Below are 23,887 nucleotides of genomic sequence, written 5' to 3'. Positions count from 1 at the left end.
ATACTAGCGGTTTAAAAATTGATTGGACGGATACAATTTTTACTGTTTGCGCATCCACTCTGGTAGCTTTTGGAACAATTGCTTCAAAGCTAATAAATTATCTGTATTCCATTCATTAGGAACAACATAAACTTTTCCCTTTTTGACAGCAGGCAAAGTTCCCCATATCGGGCTTTGTAGCAGCCGATCAGCTTCTGCTTCACTTTCACTATCCTCTTGTACAATTACAAACAAATGATCACCAGCAAACTCAGGAAGCACCTCTTCTGAAACCTCTAGGAAAGATACCCCTTCTACATCAATAATATTCTTTTGTACTGCTGGTGGGACAGCAAAGCCATTTTTCCCATAAATAATAGCACCTAGGCTACGATCACCCATAACATAAAGCGTCTTTCCTAGCTGATAGAAAACTGTTGCGGTTTCCCCTTCTGTTAATTGAAACTTGTCAAACATTTCTTTAGACTCTGTTTCAAACTTAGCAAGCAATTGAGCTACTTCTTCCTGCTTATCTAGGATATTCCCCATCTCTTTTACTCGTTCTGTATAAGGAAGAGCAGGATTAAAGGGAATCGTAGTAGCGATTTTTGACAATTCTTCATTAAGATTTGGATCCGCCTTGTAATAGCCATTAATAATCAAATCAGGTTTTAAAGTCAAAATCGTCTCTAAGTCAGCAGGATTACCAATATCAACGATCCCTTCAAGTTTGCCTTCATAGTAACTAGGAGAATCTTTAGGAAGATTATTACCAACAACCGGAATATCCATCGCCAAGAAATCACCAATTGTCTGACCAATATAAACGACTCGTTTTGGATTTGCAGGTATTTCAACCTGTTCACCTGTAATCGTTGTATATTGAACAGTTGACTCACTTTCCTCTGCTTTCACATCAGATTGAGTTATTTTCTCGTTTTCCTTTTTCTGCGCATCAGATGTGTTGCCATTAGAACTACATGCCGCTAATATCAATAACAACAGGAGGAAACTCCCCCATAGTATAATTCGCTTTCCAATATACTGCTTCATATTTGTTGCCCCTTTCAGATTTATCTTTAATTGAAAATGATTATCATTTACAGAGTTATTATAGATTTTATGAAAGGGCGAAACAATGAAAAAAACGCAATAATTTATTTGGATAAATGTCAATAATCAGGATTATGAAAGCCTTTTGGTTTTTTTTAGTGAAGAATTATTCATTTTAGGGTTTATTCTATTTCGACTATATGATCAATTTAGAATCTCAAGAGAGAAAATGGTGAAATGTAAGCATAAGTATTAGCTCCCTATAGAAAAAAAGAAACCATTTCAGTGGTTTCTTTTCATATTAACAAGCTGTTGATTACTATTCTATTTGATTTCTTCAGCGAGCTCTAAAATAATTCCTTCTGGCCCACGAACATAGCATAATTTATAGGCGTTTTCGTACCTATAAATGTCACTAATAAGTTCTGCGCCCTTCTTTGTCAATTTGTTAACGAGGGCTTCAATATCTTGAACATTGAAGGCAATATGCTGGATACCCAAAGTATTTGCTAAAGGATGCTGGATGCCTATTTCATTTGATGGCGCGTTAAATTTTACTAGTTCAATATTCGTCTCACCGTCTGGCGTTCGCAGCATTACTATTTCTATATTTGCGTCACTATCTGACGTTCGCAATTTTGCAACGTCCTCTTTTATATCTTGAAGCCCTATTACCCGCTCCATCCTCTTCACCCATTCACCCTCCACTTTTCCTTCCCCTAACACCTCAAGGCCAAAGTCAAGAAAAAATGCTTTCGCTGCAGGAAGATCATTGACGATTATCCCCACATGGTCAATCTTACGGATTTTCATATTTCAAACCACCTTTCTCCTATTTGAATAATTTCTTTTTAATTGCAGAATCCTAAGTCTTAATTATTTTTATCGTATATGATGATTGTCCTTTTTACGAATAAAAACGCTTTAAAACCCCTATCTGAAACATCCTTCTAAACAATTTTTAATTTATGGCGGGTACTCGAATAAGAATAGAAAAAAAGAAGCCCATTAAAATAGGCTTCTCTTACATTTATAAATAAAGGATTTTTACTAGGTAATCTTTTTCACCCCATGAACCGTGGCTTTTAAAGGGGGAAAATCCCCAACACTACACAGACAATAATCATGACAATTGTAGAACCGAATGCCCACTTTAAGAAGATACGTTGTAGTGTTCCGAAATCCTCTCCAACCATTCCTACTAATAAATACGTAGAGGGAACAAGCGGACTTAGAAGGTGTACTGGCATACCTAAAAGAGAAGCTCTACCGATTAGGGCTGGATCAATGCCATAAACTGCTCCTGCCTTTGCAAGTAACGGCAGTACTCCATAGTAAAAAGCATCATTAGACATAAAAAATGTAAAAGGTGCGCTGAGAATGGCTGTAACAACCGCAAAATGAGAACCCATTGCATCTGGAATATAATGAATCACTGAGTTTGCCATCGCATCTACCATTGATGTACCTGAAAGAATGCCTGTAAATATCCCAGCTGCAAAAACCATAGAAACAACAGATAATGCATTGTCAGCATAATTCGCAACACGTTCCTTCTGATCTTTCAATTTTGGATAGTTTACAGTAATCGCAATCGCAAAACCAAGCATGAATAATGCAACAGGTGGTAATAACTCCATAATTAACGCTACTAAAAGAACAATTGTCAAAGTATAGTTAAAGATAATTAGTTTTGGACGTTTCAAATAGTCATCTTCGACTGTAGCAGCAGACTGAGCTGCCGCTTCATAATCATATTCTATAATACCAATCCGCTTTCTTTCCTGTCTTCCGAACGTAAATGCCATGAACAGAACAAAGATAGCCCCGCCAATCATCGCTGGAATCACTGGTGTAAAAACCTCAGACATTTCCAGATTCAAGGCTGTCATAACCCTTGCTGTTGGTCCTCCCCAAGGTAGAAGGTTCATCACACCCGAAGCTGAAACGGCAATACCAGCTAATACAATTGGTCGCATGCCAATTCTTTTATAAAGCGGTAGAAAGGCAGAAATAGTAATCATGTATGTTGTCGTACCATCACCATCTAAAGAAATAAAAAGGGCTAATACGGCTGTTCCGATAGCAATTTTTACAGGATCCCCTTTTACTAGCCTAAGAATCGTTTTAATGATTGGATCAAATACACCAGCATCGATCAAAATACCAAAGAAAAGAATTGCAAATAAAATCATAATCCCTGTTGGAGCGACACTTTTAATCCCATCCAACATCATAGGTCCCATTTCACTTCCGAATCCACCAATAACTGCGAACGTAATTGGCACTACAATTAATGCAATCATTGCTGTAAGACGGCCCGTCATAATCAAAATCATAAATACTATTATCATTAAAAAACCTAAAATTGCTAGCATAATACTCCCCCCAAATGCTTCGTGAAGTTATTTATTAATTCGTTAAATAACTAATTTTCCGAATATTACACCTTATAATAAATTAACATCGACCAAATGTAATCGTTTACAAATTAATGTTTATTAATTTCTTTATAGCTATTTTGTACATTTTGTTCACGAAAAGCATTGTATACCTGTCTATTTTTGATAAACAAAAAAAGAGGCTAACCTTGGACTATGTATTCTCTCCAACATCGTATAAGACGATAGAAAGGAAAACACATAGATCTCAATAGTCAACCTAATAAAGCAAATATATTACTATGCATAATAAGAATAAATTTACTCAGTAAATCTCCAATAATTTCTCATATTTCTTATTTTCATCATCAAGAAATCTAGATGTATCTCTACTGTTCATATAAAAATCTTCCCACATATACGTCTGCAAAGTTTGTTTCCATTCTTTAGTTTTGACCATTTTTGCAAATGTCGTCTCCCAAAATTCGATTTCCTTTTTTGACATATTAGGTGGTCCCATAATACCGCGCCAGTGTTTAAAAACTACATCTATTCCCTCTTCCTTCCATGTAGGAATTTCTGGGAGCTCCTTTAAACGTTTCTCCGAGGAAATGACAAGCAATTGTACCTGATTCAAATCATAATATTTTTTAGCCTCGGACAAAGTCATCGTTGCCACATCTATTTGCTTTTTTAATAATGCATCAACAACTTCATCACTATTCTCATAAACTAAAAAATCTAGTTTTTCAGGATGCACTCCTGCCTGTTTACTCGCTAATACAAAAGAAATTTGATCATCATTGCCTAATCTCGGAGAAACTCCTATTTTATACGCTTGAGGTGTTTCTTTGAGCTCTTCCATTAAACCTTTTGCACTTTTTATTTCTGAATCCTTGGAGACAATTACGACATTCCATTCTGTAGCCAAAGTGGCAATGGGTGTAAAATCTTTGTAGGTTAGCTTACTTTGCCCCAACAAATGATTGGTAATGAGTAAGCTTGAATTCATTGCTAGCACATGTTTTTTTTGTTGTTTAGTATATTTCCATCCTAGCTCTCCACCAGCACCTATTTTATTCAGTACATGAATATCCTCATCAATCAAATTGTTACTCAGTAAAATATCCTGTATGGCTCTTGCTGTTTTGTCCCAACCTCCACCAATAGAGCTTGGGGCAATGAATGTTACTGTATCTGTTATTGCTTCATGCCCCTCATCTTGTGAACAACCAAAGCAAAGCATGACAACAAGCACGAAAATAAACATTATTTTTTTTCTCATTGTTCATCCCTTGTCCTTATTTTTAAGTTAACCTTGTTGTTATTCTTTATAGTAATATTTCCTCTCAGGCCTTCCAACAACTCCATATTCATGTTTTGCCGTACAGACATCAATTGAAACAAGAAACTCTAAATACCTTCTAGCAGTTGTTCGAGATGCACCGATTTGTTCACCCATCTCCTCGATGGAAATACCACCTTTTAGTTCCTTCATTACCTCTTTCACTTTTTCTAAAGTATGACGATCAACACCTGAAGGCAAGTCTTTTTGAGATGAGGACAATTGATTGGCAACACCAAAGTATTGATCAATCAATGTTTGGTCGACCTCATCACGATGACTTAGAAGTTTTTTCTTTTTTTTATATTCTTCCACCGCTTCAACAAATTTCTCCATTGTCACAGGCTTCAACAAATAGTTACTCACACCATATCTAACTGCCGTCTCCAACATCGTTTTTTCTGTTGCAGCAGTCACTATAATAATATCGATTGATGGATAATGATCGCGAATTTTTGCTAACAAATTTGTTCCAAGATCATCGGGCATATAGATATCCAAAAAAAGCAAGTCAACTTCATATTTCTCTAGTATGTCCATCGTTTCCTTTGCATTCAATGCCTTCTGAACAACCTTTACATCTGGTACTTTATGCAAAAACTGTTCTTGCACTTGTGCAATACGAAAATCATCTTCCGCAATGACAACCTTAATCATTTTTCCCCTCTCCTTCTTTTATCTCCCTGTGCTGACATTTAGAAACCCAACTTAAAGGGAAGTACCTCCAACATCAGTAGTACTATAGATTATCTCATTGAGTAAGCTTCATTATTTCGGTAGGAATACCGTGAAAATGGCCCCACCGTGTTTGTCATTTTTTACTTCTACTGTTCCACCTAAAGATTCTACAATTTGTTTAACATTAAATAAACCGTACCCCCTATTTTTTCCTTTAGATGAACTACGTAAATCAAATATAAAATCTAACATATCTTCAGCAATTCCCTTTCCATTATCTGCTACTTCTATAATGATATCACTCCCAATTCCTGTAATTGAGAAAGACACCCTTCTCTCTTTTCGATCGGCTACGGCATCAAATGCATTATCAATAAGATTTCCAATGATTGTGATGATATCCGTGATTTCAATGTGACTTGGTAAGACATCTACATAACTATCAGGATCAATTTCAAAGGCAATCTTCTTTTCCGATGCATTGCCCAGTTTCCCTAATAATATAGCTTGAACATTTATATCTTGAATTTGATTAAATAGGATTCGGTTTTGGTGTTGGTGATTGGCTGACTCCTTTTGTATAAATTCAAACGCATCCTGATATCTCTCTAATTGGATTAATCCTGATAATAAGTAAAGTTTATTTGAGTACTCATGCGTTTGCGCACGAAGTCCCTCAGAATATGCGCGAACCTCTGTGATCGTATCAATAAGCTTTTTAAGCTCCGTTTTATCACGAAAACTAGAAACCACACCCATAATCTTTTCATTTTCGATAATGGGAATAAAATTAAAAATAAATACTTTATCATTAATTAATATCTCTACATTATGAATGGGCTTACCTTTCTGTAATACATGATCGATATTAATTGCTGGTAAGACAAATTGAATATGTTCACCAATAGAGGATTCATCCTTGAGGTTCAACATTGAACTAGCAGAATGATTGATTAAGGTTAAGAAACCCTTTTGATCGATTGCAATGATTCCTTCCTTTACTGATAACAGAATGGCACTTCTTTCTCTATATAGTGAGGAGATTTCATGCGGTTCCAATCCCATAGTATCTTTTCTAATACTTTTGGTTAAAAAAATACCACCAATGATTCCTAAAATTAAAACAATTAGAGAAGCAATGAGAATGGACTTAATTCGTTTATAAATATTTTGAAAGATTTCTTTTTCTGCGTATTCAACCGCTACGGTCCCAATTACACGAGTATATTCTCTATTGTCTGCTATGATAGGAACCTTTCCTATTAAAACAGAACCACTCTCTCGTTCCAATTCAAAATTATTAGAACCACCAAATATTAACCCATAATTATTTGTATGATCAAAACTCTTCTGACCAACCTGACTTGGGCTTCTGTGCGAATAAATAATCTTCTCCCGATCTTCAATAATAATATTTTCTGCATTTACCTGATCTATTACTTGCTCAGCAATTGGACGAAAACGTAGCTCTAAATCACTTTTCCCAATGGATTCTTTAAGTTCTGGCATAAGAGAGATTGTCATAGCCGTTTGCAATGCCAATTGTTTAACTTGAGTCCTTGCATCGACATATTGTAAATAAGCAAATATACTGGCGAGCAGAAAAACAATAAAAAGAATTAACGTGCTAATCAGTCCCAATATTTTTGTTTGTAATGGTATCTTTTTTTTGTTCAATATACTTAACCTTCACCCTTTTCAACTAGTATAATTCATATAACTTTCATCCTACTTTTATTTAAATCCCTTTGTTGCCATATTTAAGAGAATATAACTTAGCTCATGGTAATTTGACTGTTATGATTGTCTTAACTAGAAAAATCATAAGAACTTACTAAATATCAGAGGAAAACCTAGTTTGAATCCAGCTTAATTTCTAGATTATACTATATTTCAAAGGAATTTTAGAATGCATAAAATTCTTCCACCAAAATCGGTGGAAGGTTTATGTAAATCAATAATAAAATCTTATAGACACATCAGGAAAAGTCCTGTTGTTAATCCATGCTTATACGCTAAGTCTCCATTTTGTAATTCTTGGTCAAAATAAACTTGTGATTTGATATTGGATTTCGGCGTTCAGGATGAAAATAGAATAAACATGAATTTATTACTATCATTAAAATAAAGATGCTCCTCTTATTACAGAAATGCGCCAATGTCTGATATCTCCCTTGAAACTTCCCCTAATTTTTATTTTTTCCCTCCTTATAGTTTGAAAGAGTTCAAAAAAGGTTATAAAACACTATAACAAAATATTTAAAATACAAAATAGGAGATGGATAGTATGAGTTTCATTTGGTTTTTAATAATTGGCGGGCTTATCGGTTGGCTTGCAGGTATAATTTTGGGTAAAGATATCCCAGGTGGAATTATTGGTAATATTATTGCAGGTATTATCGGAGCATGGATAGGTGGTATGCTTCTTGGAAGTTGGGGTCCTAAAATTTCTGATTTCTATATCTTCCCTGCCCTCATTGGAGCAATTATACTAGTTTTCATTTTGAGTTTAATTCTGAAATCATTGCGTAATGCTTCGTAAGCTAAATAGATCTCTTAATCTATTACTATACGATTAAGTGAATCAGATGTAACCAATAATAAATGGTGACTGTGCTTATAACAAAAAAGCGGCCTTCCACATCATATCTGTGGAGGACCGCTTTTACTTTGTTTTTAATTAACTTAACAATCCTCCGCTTCGTGAATTCAAGAAGAACAGAACAGCCTATACAACAATAGCGCCTGATTGAGGAGGATTATGCCATACAAAGCTTGATAATTAATGTTCTATAGATGTGATCCTCCACTTGCATCGAGCAATTGACCAGTTACCCAACGGCTGTCTGATGAAGCAAGAAAGGCGGCAATATCTGCCACATCCCCGGGTTCTCCCCATCTGTTGAAAATTGAAAGACCAGCCGCATATTTTTGTCCATCAAGGTTTTTCAAAGTCTCAGCATTCATCTCTGTATTAATAATTCCAGGCTGGATGGCGTTTACCGTAATATTCCGGCTCCCTAGTTGTTTGGCTAGAAGACGCGTAAACGTGTCGATTGCACCTTTGGACATACTGTACGTGAAGACACTTGGTGAAGCTGCACGTGTCACAAAAGATGAAATATTAATAATACGTCCCCCATCTTTTAAACGTGGCAAAGCTTGCTGAGTAACAAAAAGTGGTGCTTTAACATTTATCTTCATTACCTCGTCAAATGATACCTCCGTCGTCTCTTCTAAACTGATAATTTGACCAATTCCAGCATTGTTGACAAGAATATCGAATCCGCAACCACCCATATATTCCCGAATAGTATCATCCAAAGTAGTAAATAAGTCTTGAATACCATCTAGTGTACTAAGGTCAGCACCAATCGCCAAAGCATTTCCTCCGCTTTGTTCGATCTGGTGAACAACTGCTTCTGCCTCAGTACGTCTTTTCCCATAATGAACGACGACAAAGGCTCCCTCTTGTGCCAGACGCAATGCAATACTGCGGCCAATTCCTCGACTTGATCCTGTAACTAAAGCGATTTTGCCTGTTAACTTACCCATGCTTCCATCTCCTTGTTCAAACATAGTTAGATTACATAGAGAATTATATCAAGGGACATTATTTGAAATGTTGCTCTCCTATTCGGTTTCAAGGAGTGTTTCGTTATGGATAAAAACACCCCTTTAGATTAATAGTATCCAAAGGGGTAAAATGGTGTAATTTTTTTACAAACGGTATGACTTTATTTAAAATCACCAACACATGTAGGTTTGGAATAAAGTTTGAGCAAAAATACCTCGCAAACCCTTATTTTATGATAAATAAGAAGAATCCCTTTTAAAAAAAGATTGATCAAAAGGGATACCTCTTTAGCAGTTTTAAGCTAGGTTTTTATAAAAAAGTTTGATTGTTTTCTACCTATGTTGCTCCACAATCGCGCCCGATTGTTGAAGATGGTTTTTCAACTAAAGACCCTGTAGTTAAAATATAGGAACGATTAAAAAATGCAGGTATTCACCGCCAAAGAATATGCATGATTTTATTCAGTAATACCTCTAAACCATTACTGTTAATAGCTTTCTACTAGCGTACATAAAAAGCTGTATAAATAATATCATAGGAAAAGTCATGAAACGATGATTTAACAACATTTATGGCTTTTTGGTGATTTCAAACTTTCATTTTGGAACGGTTATTAATTAGGTTGTTTATTTTGTATACGTAATAATTCTTGATGCACTAAAGTATCACGTTAGTGCATCGTATTAAGAACAATTTTTTGTTAATTAGTGACGCTACTTTTAAAGGGTTAAATCTGTTGCTTTAAAAAGATAGACCAACTATAGTTTGAAAGTATAGCTCATTAACATCTATTTCATTTTTTCTTGTTTCATATAGTATTCCATCGCATCATTAAGCCATTTTTGTTCATTTTCTGCAAAGGAAGAAGGTATCATATTTTCAAGTTCTTGAATATCCAGTTCTTCTAAGATATTCAAATTGAAAAAACCACTGTTCCGGGTACAGTTCCTGTCAAAATAAATCATATTCATTTACTTGGTCCAATTGTACAAATTGAGTTACACTGTGAGGATATCGGCGAATTTCTAGAAGCCGAATTGTCAAAAGAACAATTTCTGTCCCTAGAACTTAAAATCGGTGATCAAGTATTTGTAAAACCAAAGCAGCAAAGTCTTTATCCCTGAAGATTTCTCCATCTAAATGTAGCTTACTTTCAAGCCGCTCTTTTTACTAAGAGTAGGCTTATTTTTTATGAGTAGCAATTATATAGGTTCTTTCAACTTAATTTTCCTATTTTACTATTTATTTAACCTAATTTTAACCTTACTCATCTATAGTAATAGACAATCGATTTTACAACTTCAATAAAAGGAAATGAAAATGTTAAAAATTAATCTTGGCAGTAAAGTAATCAATTTTCGTGAATGCAAGTATACAATAAATGCTGCCTGAACAAATAACCGAACACCCTTTTAAATAACCACGTAAACCTTCCCTTATTATTGAAAATGTAGAAGACTATGATCTATAGTTCCGGGAAACCATTCTGCTCACTATATCAAATATATTCGTGGGCAATCACTTACAATACTCTGACAAAAGGAGGAGGACAAAATGGAACGAATCAAGCAAATTATGGCACCGTTATTAGCATCGATAATACTTTTATTCATGCTACTATCTGGACCTATTACAACTGTATCTGCATCTTCAAATCCATGTGTAGCCATCGGGGATCAATCCAACTCAAATTATAGTAGTTTGAATCTCGGTTATTTTGATAGCCTAACACAAACTTTTACAGCGGAACATACGGCTAATTTAACCTCTTTGGAAATTTATTTGCAACATGAACTTGCGGGAAGCGAGGTATGGGTCGATTTATTATCCCTATCCGCAGGTGATTTATCACCTGGAACGGTAATCGCTCAGTCAAGCAGTATGATACAAGGCACTGGTTGGAGAACCATACATTTTCAGACTCCAGTTTCGCTTGTCGCTGGACAGAAATATGCAGTCAAAGTCTATCAGGCTAGTGGAAACAATCTCGTAACTATGCTGTCTGTTTCAGCAAAAGATTATATGGACGGACTCTTTTATGTAGAAAAGGATGCTGTACCCAAGATCAGCGATGGGGAAAACATGAAATTAAGACTGTATATGAGTAAAGGAGATCCAAACAGGGCTACAGCAAATTTGAGCAGCTTAACAATAGCGGACAATGTACTCCGTTCTGAAAGTGATTTAGACAACTTAAAATACTTGGTCATCACTCTTCCAAGTACATCTACTATTACGCTGACACCAATAGTAGAGACCCCCGCGGATTCATATTTGGAGATTAACGGAAGTCCGAGAATAAGTGGAATTCCTTATACAATTTCTGTGAATGAGGGGATAAGCACGATTGATTTCACTGTTATCAAAGGAGATTGTTCTGAAAAGAAAACATATACAGTCAATGTCGTGAAGGATACGATAGCACCTACAATTACGGGCACAATGACACCTCAACCAAACGCAGCAGGATGGAACAACAGTGATGTAACTGTACGCTGGACGGTAAATGATAATGCTTCTGGAATTGATCCTATGACGATACCTAGCGATCAAACTCTAACCACTGAAGGTGACAATCTGCAAGTAACGGGAACTGTGAAAGACAAGGCTGAAAATAGTGCGACCGAAACGGTAAGAATTAAAATTGATCGTACACCTCCAATTATTAATGGAGAGGCAACTATGCCCCCTAATTCTGCTGGCTGGTACAATGGGGATGTAGTTATAAGCTGGATAGTCTCTGATGCGCTTTCAGGAATTGATCCATCTACTTCACCAAGCAACAACATTATTACAGGAGAAGGTGACAATTTATTTGTGACGACAAGCGTGAGCGATAATGCTGGAAACAGCTCGAATGCAACGGTGAGTGGGATTAAGATTGATCGCACTGCACCAATGACGACAATAGCACCGCCTGTCCTTTTGTCAAACGGTACTACGAGGCTGACACTAACTGCAACAGACACCCTGTCCGGCGTAAAGCAGACTTTTTACCAGATTGATAATGGTAATGTAGAATCTGGGAATATTGTCGACTTTCAAACAGATGGAACATTTGTATTAAAGGCTTGGAGCGAAGACAATGCGGGTAACGTGGAGCAGGCACAAAGTATGCAGGTGGATGTGGATCAAACCGCACCCTACTTTATACAAAATTATCCCAAGTTTGGGATAATCGGAGAGACTACTGCCGAGGTGCTTCTTAAAATAAATGAACCAGGTCACATCTATTACACGGTTCTCTCTAACGGAACAGCTCCAACTGCTGCACAGGTTAAGGCAGGAACAGATGCATTAGGAAACTTACTCTCTGCCAACCTGCAAGGAAATGTTGCTATGGCAGGAAATAAAGAAGAAAAAATTAGCCTATCAGGACTGCAAGAATCAATGAAATACAGTATTTATTTAGTAACAGAAGATCAAAAGAGTAATCTTATGCAAAACGTCAAAGTTCTATCGTTAACAACATCTACTCCCCCATCAGCTAATAGCTATACGGTATCCTTCGAGTCAAACGGTGGAAGTATTGTAACCGATCAAAGCGTTTTGTATAATACAACTTTAAAAGAGCCAGTAACTAATAAAGTGGGTTATACATTCGGAGGTTGGTACAAAGATGCAGCTTTTACAAATGCATGGGATTTTGCAAAAGACATTGTAACGGAACGGATCACTTTGTACGCAAAATGGATATTGAACAGTACTTCAGGTGGTGGTAATATTCAAAATCCTGAGCCGAATCCAATACCTATACCCGTTGAACCGCCAAAAACGGAACCAGCTTTACCAACAACTAAAGAACCAGAGCAACCTAAAGGAACGACACCAAATTACCGCTTCACTGATATTTCTAACAATTGGGCAAGGGATATGATTGAGGTCATTGCGGAGCGTGGTATTATCATGGGTTATCCAGATGGCACGTTCCGACCTAATGAATCAATAACAAGACAACATATTGCGGTCATATTTGCACGTGCATTCGAGCTAACAACTAAACGTGAAGCTACGCCATTTAGTGATGTACCCCAAAACCATCCATACTATGATTCTATAACGAAACTTCAACAAGCCGGTATCGTAGATGGATCAAACGGTGCATTTAATCCAAACGCACCGATGACACGGGCTCAAATGGCAAAGATTCTTGTACTTGCATTTGGTTTAACACCTGGAGGAACAAGTACATTCCAAGATGTTCCTGCCACGCATTGGAGCTATGACTATATATGCGCACTCGCCGATTCTGCTATCGCATTAGGCGATAATGGTAACTTCAAACCCGATGAACCAGTGACACGAGCACAATTCGTGGCGTTTATGTATCGGGCACTGAACCTATAATTTGAAATACGCTACAAAGTCTTTGACTAGACTTTGTAGCGTATATTATTTTTTAATCTCTTATTGTTGGTGAAACTCTCTTCCATCATAGAATGCTGTTACATAACCCGCACGAATCACAAAATCTCCGAAATGTTCACCCTCTAACCGTTCTTTGGCAAAGTGCAGAAGAATTGGACGCAACTCTGCTAGCATCTCCTCTTCACCTATATTTTCACGATATATTTTATTGAGTCGATTGCCTGTAAAGCTTGCCCCTAGATACATATTATATTTTCCTGTGCGGTGTTACATTACCAATCATTAAATTCTGGTTTGGCGTTAAACGGAAATCACCTGTATGCACTTTAGCTATTTCACGTAATCCTGTTAACAGCTGATAATCGTCAAAGTCTTTAATGCGGCTATTTTGAAATAAACAACGTATAATGCCATTTCCCCTCTGCCCCTTTAATCCAACCAAACCCATCACCTGTACGTTCAAAGGTAAAAGGACGTGCGTCTTGAATGTCCCAGCCTAAGCGACGCGTTAGTTCTTCGTTAAACCATTCAAGTCCCCGTGCATCAATTGTATATTTAAAGCGTGCATTTTTACGTACGGAGCGATTTCCATAATCGCGCTGAATCGTAATAATTTTCTCCACTGTTTCCAATAGTTTATCTGGTGTGATAAAACCGATAATTCGAGCAAGCTGCGGGTATGTTTCATGATCTCCGTGTGTCATTCCCATTCCACCACCAACTGCCACATTAAAGCCTACTAATTTGCCATCCTCAGCAATGGCAATAAAGCCTATATCTTGTGAAAATACGTCCACATCATTACTTGGAGGATAGCAATACCAATTTTAAATTTACGCGGCAAACACAGCGATCCATATATAGGTTCAATTTCTTCATCCTGACTATCTACAAACATTATGGTTTCCATCCCCACATGCAGCAAGTGAATCCAATAATACATCATTCATTTCCTGCATATATTTTTTGACATTCCGTTTTAAAATACCATGTACTTGAAATGCTTGACGTGTTGTTAATTTTAAGGAGCCATTGCCATACTTTCTTGCCATTTCATCCATTACTAGCCATTGAGCTGGTGTATCTGCTCCACCTGGTGTACGTACTCGTACCATAAATTGATAAGCTGGCTCTAGTTTTTGAAGAGTTGCCTTTCATTACGAAGATCACGGTCATCTTGTAGGTAACTACCATGGAATTTCATTAGACGATTATCATCCTCTGGAATTCCTGAGCTTAATGGATCATTCATCGTACGCTCTAGCGTTCCACGTAGATAATTACTTTCGCTCTTAATACGAACTACATCACTTGGGTTTCCAGGCTGTGGAGGTAAAATTATTTTTCCTGTCATTGTTAATCGCTCCTTTATTAATAAACGTCACGTTGATAGCGGTTCTGTTGTTTTAGTTCATTGACAAAGACTTTCGCTTCCTCTGACGTTTTTTGCCCTTGTTGCTCGATCACACGGTGAATGATGGCATCCACATCCGCTGCCATAGATTTTTCATCTCCACAAACATAAATGACAGCCCCTTAAGAAACTCCCCGTTGCACTTTTCTTAAATCTCAACATGAAGACCTGATTTTCTTTTAAGGTATTATTCAATTAAATGGCCCTTTAATGGTGAAAAGCGCATTCCTTATTAAAGAAATGCGCCCTTTTCTTGAATAATTTAAAAGTGACTTAGTACACGTTCTTCTCGTATTACACACGGTGACCCAGATAATGCAGCTTTCTACTTTGCGGATAATAGGTTAGCTGGTCCCCCTTATAAAAAAAATTTTATGACTGATTCAACACTTACCCTTATGTAAGTACCTGTACTAAAAGTGCGTACTTACATTGTTTTAGCTTGGACTTTATAATAAAAATTAATTCAGTCTAAGGAGGAAGAAACATTGAAAACTCTTGTTATCGTAACACACCCAAACTTAGAAACATCCGTTCTTAATAAGCGATGGGTAGAAGAATTAAAAAAATATCCAGAAAAATATACTGTGCACGAATTGTATAAGGTTTATCCTGATGGGAACATAGATGTGGAAAAAGAACAAAAATTGGTTGAAACTCATGGGAACCTTGTTTTACAATTTCCTGTATATTGGTTCAACTGTCCTCCTCTCTTAAAAAAGTGGCTGGATGATGTCTTTGTTTATGGATGGGCTTATGGTTCAAAAGGAGATAAATTAAAGAATCGCAGAGTTGCTTTAGGGGTATCTGCTGGGATTAAAAATATAGATTATAGAGAATCTGGAAGATACCGTTATACACTTGAACAAGTATTGCTTCCTTTTGAGATGACAGCTATCTATTGTGAAGCAGATTATCGTTCGTTCTTTGCGTTTTATGGGGCAGAATTTGAGCCATCTGTAAGTCAAATAGAAAAAAGTACTAAAGATTATCTTAATTTCATTGATAATATGTAATGGTATAATAGCTAAAAAATGAAGTACCTTCTTGATTAGAAGGTACTTCTTTTTTACACTATGCCTATTTTGTTGCATCTTCTTGAGCTTGAAAACTATTTTTCTCCCCCCACTCGCACATCATATCTAACAATGGTATAAGTGAACAACCACGTTCAGATAATGAATATTCAACTTTTGGAGGTATTTGGGGAAATTCGTTGCGTATAATAAGACCATCTTCCTCAAGCTCTTTTAACATAACACTTAGTGTTTTAAAGGAAATAATCCCAATACATCGCTTCAGCTCATTGAACCTAATAACCTTATTTTCAGACAACCAATACAAAATAATCATTTTATATTTACCATCTATTAAGGATAACGTATATCCAAAATCAGTGCTTTTTAGTTCTACGCCAGTCGGAACACATGTTTTTCGCACAAATTACTCGCTCCTTTTGTAAGGATATGAAATAGATAACTATAAGCTTAATTAATCCAGGTTTTTCCTTATGAATAATAACAATCCCTTGATTGGCTTTTTATATTACGGCGGATACTTACCTTTGCAATATTTAATCCAACTGCCTTGTTTATATGCATTTCAATATTATGATACAGAAAATATTTCTTCTAAATGTCTATCAGTATGATATAATATTTTTCCCATATCAGGTTGTGCAACTGAGTGATTAGAAAGTGTTTTTAATGGCTTTAAACCTATAAATTGATGTGGTTTATGCATTGCTATAAGGACATCGTCCAACTTCTTACCTTCAAAGAAAGGTTCATCAAGAGGGGAAGTGAAAACCTTTTCGTGTGCTGCCCATGTAACAGAAAGCATGTATTTTTTACCTTTTAGTAATCCTCCTGTACCATAGGTATCTGCACTTTTATAAAAAACTCCATGTTCATATACAGAGTCAATATATTTTTTAAATGCAGCAGGATAGCTAAACCAATAAATGGGTGTTTGAAAAATAATAACGTCAGCCCACAAAAACTTTTCTTGTTCCTCTTTAATTTCATAACCATTTTGAACAATTGTCTTTTTTAAATTATAAAAAGGGCTTAATTTATCCACCATTCTTTCTGTTAAAGTTCTATTTAATTGTCCTTTGGCCGTATCATGATATTCATGTGCATTAATAACTAAAATATTCTTCATTGTAATCCTCCTATGTTAATTTTTTCTGAAATAATACTTATATTTATACATATAAAACAATTTTTACATTTCTTTGCCAAAAGTAAGCTTAGTAGTAGTTTTTAAATTTGCAAGAAGAATATTTTTCTATCTAACCCAAGTGTAATGTCAGGTTATAGGTTTATAGATTTAACTACTTTTACCTTAATCATTAGGCTTTTTGGCTGCATGAGAAACAAGACCCGCAATAATAATAATAAAAAGAACGATAATCATTGCATTTAATAAACCAATCTTATCTCCTATCATACCTAGAATAGGTGGTCCTACTAAAAATGCAGTATAGCCGGCTACAGAGACAATTCCTACTCTAGCCACTGCTCCATTGGGGTCATCCCCAGCTGCTGAAAGACCTACAGGAAAGCCTAACGAAGCACCAAGCCCCCAAAAGAAAACACCCATGATTGCAATAGGGAGACTTGAAGTGAAAATGACAAGTGCTAAACCGATTGTAGCTACTCCGGATGCAATTCTAAGGACTGGTACACGACCATACTTATCTAAAAAGAAGCCTCCTCCTATACGCCCTACAAACATAGCTGTTAAAAATACAGTGTAGATGGCAGTCCCTATTGCAGGTTCAACCGTAAAACCATCAACCATTGCTAATGGAAGCCAATCATTAGCTGAGCCTTCCGCAAAAGCCATACCCAGAACGATAAGGCAAATGAACATGGTTCTAGGTTCTTTCCAGACATTCACAACAGTCGTTTTTGTAACAGTCTCTTCTGTGCCTTCATTTACACTTTTACCAGTGTCACCTGGAAGAAAACGATATGCTGACCACAGAATAACCAGTACCAAAAGACAAATAAACAGAAGATGCATCATAACAGAAATATTCAAAGTAATGGCCAATGCTCCCAGGCCAGCTCCAATTAAAGTACCAGCACTAAAGGAAGCATGGAGTGCCGGCAATAATGTTTTTTTCGCTGCATGCTCTAAAGCAGCACCTTCTACATTAATTGCTACTTCTGCAAGACCATATCCAACGCCAAAAATAACAAGCCCCAAGAATACCCCACTACTTGATGCTGCAAAGACACCAACTCCAACAAGAGCAAGTCCTACTTCAATCAAGGTAATACTGCAAACTGCCGTAAACCTTGCTCCCGTCCGCAAAATGACTTTATTTGCACTTAAAAGCCCAATGATGGACCCAAAAGCTAGCCCAAAAATAATCCAGCCCATTGTTGCTGTGGAGACATTGAGAAGGTCTCTTATCTCTGGAGTTCTTGAGATCCACGAGGTAAAGGATAAACCAGGTAGCAGAAATAGAATAAACAGGGCATTACGCCATAAGAGGACTTTTTTTTTAAGTAAATTGTCTCTTTGAGTACTCATAAATTCTGTCCCCTCTCTATCAATTTAATATTAAATTGCAGTGTTTCTAAGGTCAGGGTAATAAGCCCATTGCGATAGTATTCCCGAACATTTTCTAACAAAAAAAGTTTCGGCATATGTTCTTTAGGGATTAATTCACTGCATCTTTCATAAATTTCATCAATAGACATCTTGTTGGATAAACCACCTATCAGAACAATCGCTTCTGGATTCATAATTGATATCGTGGATGCAATCATTTTTACTACGACGGATATTGATGTGTCTGGATTGTATAATTTCTCTAATTGTTCATTCCAAGAACCTTCTAAAGGGAGAAAAGAAATTTCTCCTGCAAAATTGGTAGCCCCTTTTAATGGATGCCCATTCACAATGAATCTAGCACCAGGCGGATTATCCTTAATAAATGCTAGCATAGCAATGGTTTTAGGTTCTTTGTAGTTCTGTTTCTTGTAAAACCCAGACAATGCATAATGTATTTCATTTTCAACATTTACTTTTATAGAATGGCTTGCTTCGATTCTATCTTTAATGGGTATATTTATAAGATTTTTAATATCACATATTCCAATTACTCCGTGACTAACCACACCCGGAATACCTATTCCAACTCCTTGGATATTAGGAAACTCTTTCACAAGTTTACCGACTAAACCTTCAATAACTGAATATGTTATCTCCTCATAGTATAAAGTCTCAGAATGTAGAGGGTCTCCAATCCAATTTGCTACTACCACATCAATTGAATGGATACCGCCTTCATTTGAAACGGCAAGACCTGCTACTTGTTTATAATTTGCGTTTAGTTGAAACTGTCTAGCTCTTCGTCCACCCGTAGAATTTTCAAGTTCTGTTTCTATCACCTCATTGTTAGAAAGTAATTCATTCAAGATATTCCCACATGTTGCTACACTTAACCCAGTTAGTTTGGATAATAAGGCAATGGTAACTCTTCCATTTTGTTTTAAGATCGTCCTTATAGCTTCTTCATTGGTTTTCTTAACAATGTAAGTATTATTAATGACTTTTTTCAATCGCATTACCTTCCTTATACAGATTTCCAATTTAATTTAACTTATTAAAAGACTTATTATAAGTTGTGATAAAATATATAATAATGCACGGACTTTGTCAAACAATTTTAAGCGTTTGATTTAGCTTGCAAATACTAATGAATTCAAATTTACTTAATTTCCCAAACTGATTCTATTGAAAAATTAATCCTATCTTTTATTGAAAACGTTCCTCCACAATCTGGCCCGATTGTGGAATAAGAGTAAAATCTACATATTAACAAATGATTTTTAATTGATTTTTATTATAAATGTTCAAACTTCATTTTATTATCGAACTAATTAAATGAGCCTTTAACTAAGCCGCAATCATTTCATTTGCTCTTTTAATCCAACGTAATCATTGATAGCAAATAATAAAGAATCCAGCTCTCTCTTAGAGCGACGATTAGATAATTCACCTAGCAAATAAACAGTTAATTGATCTTCCTTTATTGCATCTGATTGAACCAATTCTTTTGTCGTGATTCCCATTATCTTTGCAAATTGTTCAATACGTTCTGATTTTAAATTATGTTCTCCTTTTAACATACATCCTACAAGTGATTTACTTACATCTAATTGTTCAGCGAACCATTGATAAGATTTGTTCTCAGCCTCTAACCATTTAATTACTTTGTTTATTACAATGTCGTTAGTTTTCATAACATCCCTTCCCACCTATCTATAAAAATTAGTATGGCTGCCCATGAATTTTTTAATTCTATAAGGCCACTTACGAGGGATTATTATTTGACTGTTTACTGTTTATGTAATCCTCTAATTCCACTCTTATTTCCTTAAAATGTTCCCATCTAGTGCCTCCCTTTATCTGACTAATATAAATTGGATTACCATCTCTTAATAACAAATCTATAATTTTTTTACACCTTCTAATTTGAAATTCTTGTACAGATTCCGTTATTTTATTTAAAAGCTTTTCTGTGTTTGGCATTTTAGATACTCTATCCTTTTGTATACCTCTAAAGATATCTAGTTTTTTACCTATAATTGAACGTGTTATTCTAACTGGCTTATCTAATACTAATAATTCATCATAGAGTTTCTTTATTTTTTCGTAGTACTCTTCGTCTCGCTTGTTCCAATCTACACTTTTTACCTGTACCATTTTTTTTTTTGCTGGAACATTAGCATTGAACCATTCTTTATCATACTTAGATAAAAACCTATAAACCTTCCTAAATTCAGTTAACAAATCAGTCCTGTTATAATTCGGAAATTGCCTCATCACTTCTAATAATTCCATTCGATATCTTTCTATTAAAGTTTCTTGTGTTTCAGAAACATTTACTTTGGTTTTTTTACCTTTTAGTAAATATTTTCTTACTGTAGCTGGAGATTCATCTAAGAGTTCTGCTATTTTTCTTGCACTTAAACCTTTCTTATGTAAATTCTTTACTTTTGTTCTCCAAATCTCCCCATATTCTTTTACACTGTTTTTTCTATATCTATCATCGTTCATTTTGTCTGTTCCCTTCCGAACATAAACATAACCACATGAACATGAAAATTCTCCAACTGGATTTTTACTATAATAATCTCTTTTTATACGTAGCTCGTTAACAACATTTTGCATATAATGAATGGAAGCTTTATTTAAACACGGCCATGGTCCTAAACCATACGGGCCTTGATCTGGAGTAACTAAAAAAAATGATTCAATATCATGATTTAAAAAGTAAATCATTAATATATGTCTAAATGGATGTACATGTCGATTAACATCGCGTGTTATAATTCTTAACCAATTATAACTATCATTTATATCAAGTGAACACTCATATTTATCTAAAAAACCTTTCGGAAATTTCAATTCAAATGCTTTATATAACTTTTTTAACCTCACTGTATTTCTTAGTGTTAATAAATTGTGTTCTCTAAAAAGGGTTCTATATCTTAGTTTAATACATTCTCTGGAGAAATTATTAATTGATATTTGTAATAATTGATATGCCATTTTCGCTAATTTAATCTGAAGAATTGCTATTTCGTCATGTTTAGTTTTTGAAGTTAAATCCATATCCATTTTTCTTTTATCAAATCGAATATATTCACAATTACTTACTAACCTTGGATTTTTAATGTATTTTTTTAATTTCAATTCATGATGTGCACAATATTCTATTCCTTGAAGTTGATGTTCTCGATGAATAAATGGTTCACCATATTTCTCAATATCTTCAGTTACACACTGTGAACAATAATATAGGCCACTCTTTCGACAAATCCCTCCTGCTATCATTCCTAATCTAGGATAAATTCCAGATCCCTTCCCTTTTACATCATTTATAATTTCTAACTGTCTCTTTTTTGAAAGAAAGGGGGAATAATATGGATAAATTGTATGATCAGCAAGTAAATTTTCAACTGAGTAATTTTCTCCTATATTTTGAACTAATGCAGAAAAGTTACTTCCTATTTCTATACTAGAAGTAACTGAACGCGAATTAAATAACTCTTCTAAAGTATCTTTAGTATCAATATTACCAATATAAAAATGATATCGTGCTATTGAAGAATATAGTAATTCATCTTTATATGGCGTAGTGAAAAAAGGTAAGATACCGATTACCTCCTAACTATTTTTAATATCAAATTCATTTCTTTTAGATCTATTAGTGATTTTTTCTTTATATAGTTCTAACACAGGTTTTATTTTTTGAAAACAACCTGTTTTTATTCCTGCATTTCTTTGTACTTTCCAAAGAGTTATCACATCTTTTTCTAGTAACATTCTATCGATTATCTTATAGCATCTGCGAAGTTGATAATCTTGTATATCCTCTGTTATTATTTCCAAGAATCTTTTGGTTTTTGATAACTTATCCAAATGACGCTGTAAATTCGCTAGTATACCAAGTTCTCTTCCAATCGCTGAAACAGTTATACGAATTGGTTGTTGTCGCTCCAATAATTGCTTATGCAACAGTTTTATTTCTCTAACATAAACGTTATCCCGATTAGTCCAATTAACAGTTTTAGTACACTGCTGTTTCTTTTGTTTAGGAGGTAAGTTTTCCATCAGCCATTCCCTATCATGACGATATAAAAAGATATATTGCTTCTTAAATATTTCTCGCAAAGCTGTCCGAGATATATAAGGTAACTCCTTTATTCCAGAAATTATTTCTTTTTTGTATTGTTGAAGTTGGGCTAAATCTATAATATATTTCTTTTCGTCATTTATTTTTTTATATTCTTCCAGATACTTTTTTACTGTTTTAGAATCCACTCCAAGTTCTCTAGCAATCGCTCTTATGCTTAAATTTTCATTCGCTAACTGCTTAAGCTTAGTCCGCCACACCTCACCAAATTCTATTACTCGGCCAATTCGAAATTGTTCTTCTTCTGTATTAGGACCCTTTCTTGCATAAATAAAACCACATGAACAGGTAAATGTACCAATCACATTTTTCGATTTATAATCTCTTGATACTTCTACATTTAGAATAATTAATTGCTTGAAATGAGTTGCAGCTACATTTAAACAGGGAAATGGTCCTTTTCCAAAAGCACCTGTATCATCACTCTGTTCAATAAGACTATCTATATCTTGTTGTAAAAAACAAAGGAAAAGTAAATGGCGAAACGGATGAACATGCCGTTTCATATTGCGAGTTAATATCTTTAACCAATTATATTCATCTTCTTTATTTAAATCGCTTTCATAGCACTTTAAAAAGTCATGGGAAAATATTTTTTTAACAGCTTGATACAACTCATGCTGACGAACCCGATCCGAAGCTGTTATTAAATTATGCTCTCGTAACAATGCTTTATATTTAGAATTAATGTCTTCCCTTGAAAGTGATTGAAACGGTAATTGAAGCAATTTATAGGCCTGCTTTGCTAAATACACTGACATTTCTTTATGTGGATCATTTTCATATAACTCTGATAAATTCATATGGTTTAATTCGAAACGAATATACTCAATTCGACCTTTAATTACGGGGTATTCTCTTAATAGAACTTCATGGTGGGGACAATAATCTATTCCTTGTAGTTGATGCTCCCGATGAATATACGGTTCTCCGTATTGCTCTGTATCTGTTTTTGCACAGTTAGCACAATAATAGATACCGTTTTTAATACAAATGCTTCCAGCGACCATTCCTAGCCTTGCATAAAGTGCCTTACCATCTTCTTTTACATCATTTAATATTTCTTCTTGACGTTGCTTCGATAAAAACGAAGCATAGTAAGGATAAATTGTGTGGTTAGCCAATAGCGATTCTACAGTATATTGAGCACCTAGCTTTTCTGATAAAACAGAAAAATAGCTACCAATTCCTACACTCGGTATCACAGAACGATTGTCAAACAACTCCTCCAACGTATCTTTACAATCAATATTGCCACTATAAAAATGATACCTAGCAATTGCTGAATATATTAATTCATTTGGATAAGGATTTGTAAAAAATGATAACACCTAATGTCCCCCTAGAAATACTCGACTTATTTCTA

Annotated in this window: 20 protein-coding genes and 1 pseudogene; 4 read left to right on the top strand and 17 right to left on the bottom strand. The window is 35.2% G+C overall.

Going from position 1 to position 23,887, the window contains the following annotated elements:
- Positions 1 to 39: 39 nt before the first annotated feature.
- From ACMGGO_RS00210 to ACMGGO_RS00185, 6 genes are all read right to left on the bottom strand, one after another.
- Positions 40 to 1,032: an ABC transporter substrate-binding protein gene (locus ACMGGO_RS00210; RefSeq protein WP_420281487.1), complete on the bottom strand. Its 993-nt coding sequence runs from the start codon at positions 1,030 to 1,032 to the stop codon at positions 40 to 42.
- 324 nt (positions 1,033 to 1,356) lie between these two features.
- Complete coding sequence (locus ACMGGO_RS00205; RefSeq protein WP_420281486.1) at positions 1,357 to 1,845, bottom strand: VOC family protein; 489 nt, start codon at positions 1,843 to 1,845, stop codon at positions 1,357 to 1,359.
- Between the two features lie 272 nt (positions 1,846 to 2,117).
- Positions 2,118 to 3,410 carry a CitMHS family transporter gene (locus tag ACMGGO_RS00200; RefSeq protein WP_054549726.1) on the bottom strand — a complete coding sequence of 431 codons (1,293 nt, stop codon included), beginning with the start codon at positions 3,408 to 3,410 and terminating at the stop codon, positions 2,118 to 2,120.
- A gap of 328 nt (positions 3,411 to 3,738) precedes the next feature.
- Entirely contained in the window at positions 3,739 to 4,698 is a 960-nt protein-coding gene (locus ACMGGO_RS00195) for a tripartite tricarboxylate transporter substrate binding protein (protein WP_048393944.1), read from the bottom strand.
- A 39-nt stretch (positions 4,699 to 4,737) separates the two neighbouring features.
- Positions 4,738 to 5,415: a response regulator gene (locus ACMGGO_RS00190; protein WP_112116865.1), complete on the bottom strand. Its 678-nt coding sequence runs from the start codon at positions 5,413 to 5,415 to the stop codon at positions 4,738 to 4,740.
- A gap of 111 nt (positions 5,416 to 5,526) precedes the next feature.
- A complete protein-coding gene (locus tag ACMGGO_RS00185) occupies positions 5,527 to 7,116 on the bottom strand; it encodes a sensor histidine kinase (protein WP_279496402.1) in 1,590 nt (529 codons plus the stop codon).
- A gap of 607 nt (positions 7,117 to 7,723) precedes the next feature.
- Between ACMGGO_RS00185 and ACMGGO_RS00180 the strand changes: the two genes are divergently transcribed.
- A complete protein-coding gene (locus ACMGGO_RS00180) occupies positions 7,724 to 7,978 on the top strand; it encodes a GlsB/YeaQ/YmgE family stress response membrane protein (protein ID WP_016991561.1) in 255 nt (84 codons plus the stop codon).
- 248 nt (positions 7,979 to 8,226) lie between these two features.
- Here the strand turns inward: ACMGGO_RS00180 and ACMGGO_RS00175 are convergent, their stop codons facing one another.
- Both ACMGGO_RS00175 and ACMGGO_RS00170 read right to left on the bottom strand, forming a co-directional pair.
- Positions 8,227 to 8,991, bottom strand: coding sequence for an SDR family oxidoreductase (locus ACMGGO_RS00175; RefSeq protein WP_259950450.1), 765 nt, complete (start codon positions 8,989 to 8,991; stop codon positions 8,227 to 8,229).
- Between the two features lie 810 nt (positions 8,992 to 9,801).
- Complete coding sequence (locus ACMGGO_RS00170) at positions 9,802 to 9,930, bottom strand: hypothetical protein (protein ID WP_420282335.1); 129 nt, start codon at positions 9,928 to 9,930, stop codon at positions 9,802 to 9,804.
- Here ACMGGO_RS00170 and ACMGGO_RS00165 point away from each other — a divergent pair.
- Together ACMGGO_RS00165 and ACMGGO_RS00160 are read left to right on the top strand one after the other, a co-directional pair.
- Entirely contained in the window at positions 9,925 to 10,137 is a 213-nt protein-coding gene (locus tag ACMGGO_RS00165) for a TOBE-like domain-containing protein (protein WP_420282310.1), read from the top strand. The genes ACMGGO_RS00170 and ACMGGO_RS00165 overlap by 6 nt on opposite strands.
- A gap of 430 nt (positions 10,138 to 10,567) precedes the next feature.
- Positions 10,568 to 13,360 (top strand): S-layer homology domain-containing protein, encoded by a 2,793-nt coding sequence (locus ACMGGO_RS00160; RefSeq protein WP_420281485.1) that lies wholly within the window; start codon positions 10,568 to 10,570, stop codon positions 13,358 to 13,360.
- A gap of 60 nt (positions 13,361 to 13,420) precedes the next feature.
- Here ACMGGO_RS00160 and ACMGGO_RS00155 read toward each other — a convergent pair.
- A pseudogene (locus ACMGGO_RS00155) lies at positions 13,421 to 14,735 on the bottom strand (hypothetical protein).
- Between the two features lie 17 nt (positions 14,736 to 14,752).
- Positions 14,753 to 14,881 (bottom strand): hypothetical protein, encoded by a 129-nt coding sequence (locus tag ACMGGO_RS00150; protein ID WP_420281484.1) that lies wholly within the window; start codon positions 14,879 to 14,881, stop codon positions 14,753 to 14,755.
- Between the two features lie 402 nt (positions 14,882 to 15,283).
- Between ACMGGO_RS00150 and ACMGGO_RS00145 the strand changes: the two genes are divergently transcribed.
- Positions 15,284 to 15,811, top strand: a complete 528-nt coding sequence (locus tag ACMGGO_RS00145) for an NAD(P)H-dependent oxidoreductase (protein WP_420281483.1) — start codon at positions 15,284 to 15,286, stop codon at positions 15,809 to 15,811.
- Between the two features lie 64 nt (positions 15,812 to 15,875).
- On the opposite strand, the gene ACMGGO_RS00140 is transcribed toward ACMGGO_RS00145, so the two are convergent.
- The 7 genes from ACMGGO_RS00140 to ACMGGO_RS00110 form a co-directional block, all read right to left on the bottom strand.
- Complete coding sequence (locus ACMGGO_RS00140; protein WP_420281482.1) at positions 15,876 to 16,235, bottom strand: winged helix-turn-helix transcriptional regulator; 360 nt, start codon at positions 16,233 to 16,235, stop codon at positions 15,876 to 15,878.
- Positions 16,236 to 16,403: 168 nt separating this feature from the next.
- Positions 16,404 to 16,961 carry an NAD(P)H-dependent oxidoreductase gene (locus tag ACMGGO_RS00135; RefSeq protein ID WP_420281481.1) on the bottom strand — a complete coding sequence of 186 codons (558 nt, stop codon included), beginning with the start codon at positions 16,959 to 16,961 and terminating at the stop codon, positions 16,404 to 16,406.
- 183 nt (positions 16,962 to 17,144) lie between these two features.
- Positions 17,145 to 18,344 carry an MFS transporter gene (locus tag ACMGGO_RS00130; protein WP_420281480.1) on the bottom strand — a complete coding sequence of 400 codons (1,200 nt, stop codon included), beginning with the start codon at positions 18,342 to 18,344 and terminating at the stop codon, positions 17,145 to 17,147.
- A complete protein-coding gene (locus ACMGGO_RS00125) occupies positions 18,341 to 19,378 on the bottom strand; it encodes an ROK family protein (protein WP_420281479.1) in 1,038 nt (345 codons plus the stop codon). The genes ACMGGO_RS00130 and ACMGGO_RS00125 overlap by 4 nt, the downstream gene beginning before the upstream one ends.
- 348 nt (positions 19,379 to 19,726) lie before the next feature.
- Positions 19,727 to 20,062: an XRE family transcriptional regulator gene (locus ACMGGO_RS00120; RefSeq protein ID WP_420281478.1), complete on the bottom strand. Its 336-nt coding sequence runs from the start codon at positions 20,060 to 20,062 to the stop codon at positions 19,727 to 19,729.
- Between the two features lie 70 nt (positions 20,063 to 20,132).
- The gene (locus ACMGGO_RS00115; protein ID WP_420282309.1) at positions 20,133 to 21,980 is read right to left on the bottom strand and encodes a TnsD family Tn7-like transposition protein; all 1,848 of its coding nucleotides are present in this window, start codon (positions 21,978 to 21,980) and stop codon (positions 20,133 to 20,135) included.
- Positions 21,981 to 21,992: 12 nt separating this feature from the next.
- Positions 21,993 to 23,852 carry a TnsD family Tn7-like transposition protein gene (locus ACMGGO_RS00110; protein ID WP_420281477.1) on the bottom strand — a complete coding sequence of 620 codons (1,860 nt, stop codon included), beginning with the start codon at positions 23,850 to 23,852 and terminating at the stop codon, positions 21,993 to 21,995.
- Positions 23,853 to 23,887 lie beyond the last annotated feature (35 nt).

It is taken from the genome of Lysinibacillus sp. BNK-21 (assembly GCF_048684915.1).
Lineage (GTDB): Bacteria > Bacillota > Bacilli > Bacillales_A > Planococcaceae > Lysinibacillus > Lysinibacillus capsici.
Note: the sequence above shows the minus strand (reverse complement) of the source record. Positions and strands in the feature narration are given on the sequence as shown.

Coding starts and splice junctions, on each gene's coding strand:
- ACMGGO_RS00130 (WP_420281480.1), bottom strand. CDS start 18,344: ATGAGTACTCAAAGAGACAATTTACTTAAAAAAAAAGTCCTCTTATGG.
- ACMGGO_RS00175 (WP_259950450.1), bottom strand. CDS start 8,991: ATGGGTAAGTTAACAGGCAAAATCGCTTTAGTTACAGGATCAAGTCGA.
- ACMGGO_RS00180 (WP_016991561.1), top strand. CDS start 7,724: ATGAGTTTCATTTGGTTTTTAATAATTGGCGGGCTTATCGGTTGGCTT.
- ACMGGO_RS00195 (WP_048393944.1), bottom strand. CDS start 4,698: ATGAGAAAAAAAATAATGTTTATTTTCGTGCTTGTTGTCATGCTTTGC.
- ACMGGO_RS00205 (WP_420281486.1), bottom strand. CDS start 1,845: ATGAAAATCCGTAAGATTGACCATGTGGGGATAATCGTCAATGATCTT.
- ACMGGO_RS00200 (WP_054549726.1), bottom strand. CDS start 3,410: ATGCTAGCAATTTTAGGTTTTTTAATGATAATAGTATTTATGATTTTG.
- ACMGGO_RS00135 (WP_420281481.1), bottom strand. CDS start 16,961: ATGAAGAATATTTTAGTTATTAATGCACATGAATATCATGATACGGCC.
- ACMGGO_RS00210 (WP_420281487.1), bottom strand. CDS start 1,032: ATGAAGCAGTATATTGGAAAGCGAATTATACTATGGGGGAGTTTCCTC.
- ACMGGO_RS00190 (WP_112116865.1), bottom strand. CDS start 5,415: ATGATTAAGGTTGTCATTGCGGAAGATGATTTTCGTATTGCACAAGTG.
- ACMGGO_RS00120 (WP_420281478.1), bottom strand. CDS start 20,062: ATGAAAACTAACGACATTGTAATAAACAAAGTAATTAAATGGTTAGAG.
- ACMGGO_RS00150 (WP_420281484.1), bottom strand. CDS start 14,881: ATGGCAGCGGATGTGGATGCCATCATTCACCGTGTGATCGAGCAACAA.
- ACMGGO_RS00160 (WP_420281485.1), top strand. CDS start 10,568: ATGGAACGAATCAAGCAAATTATGGCACCGTTATTAGCATCGATAATA.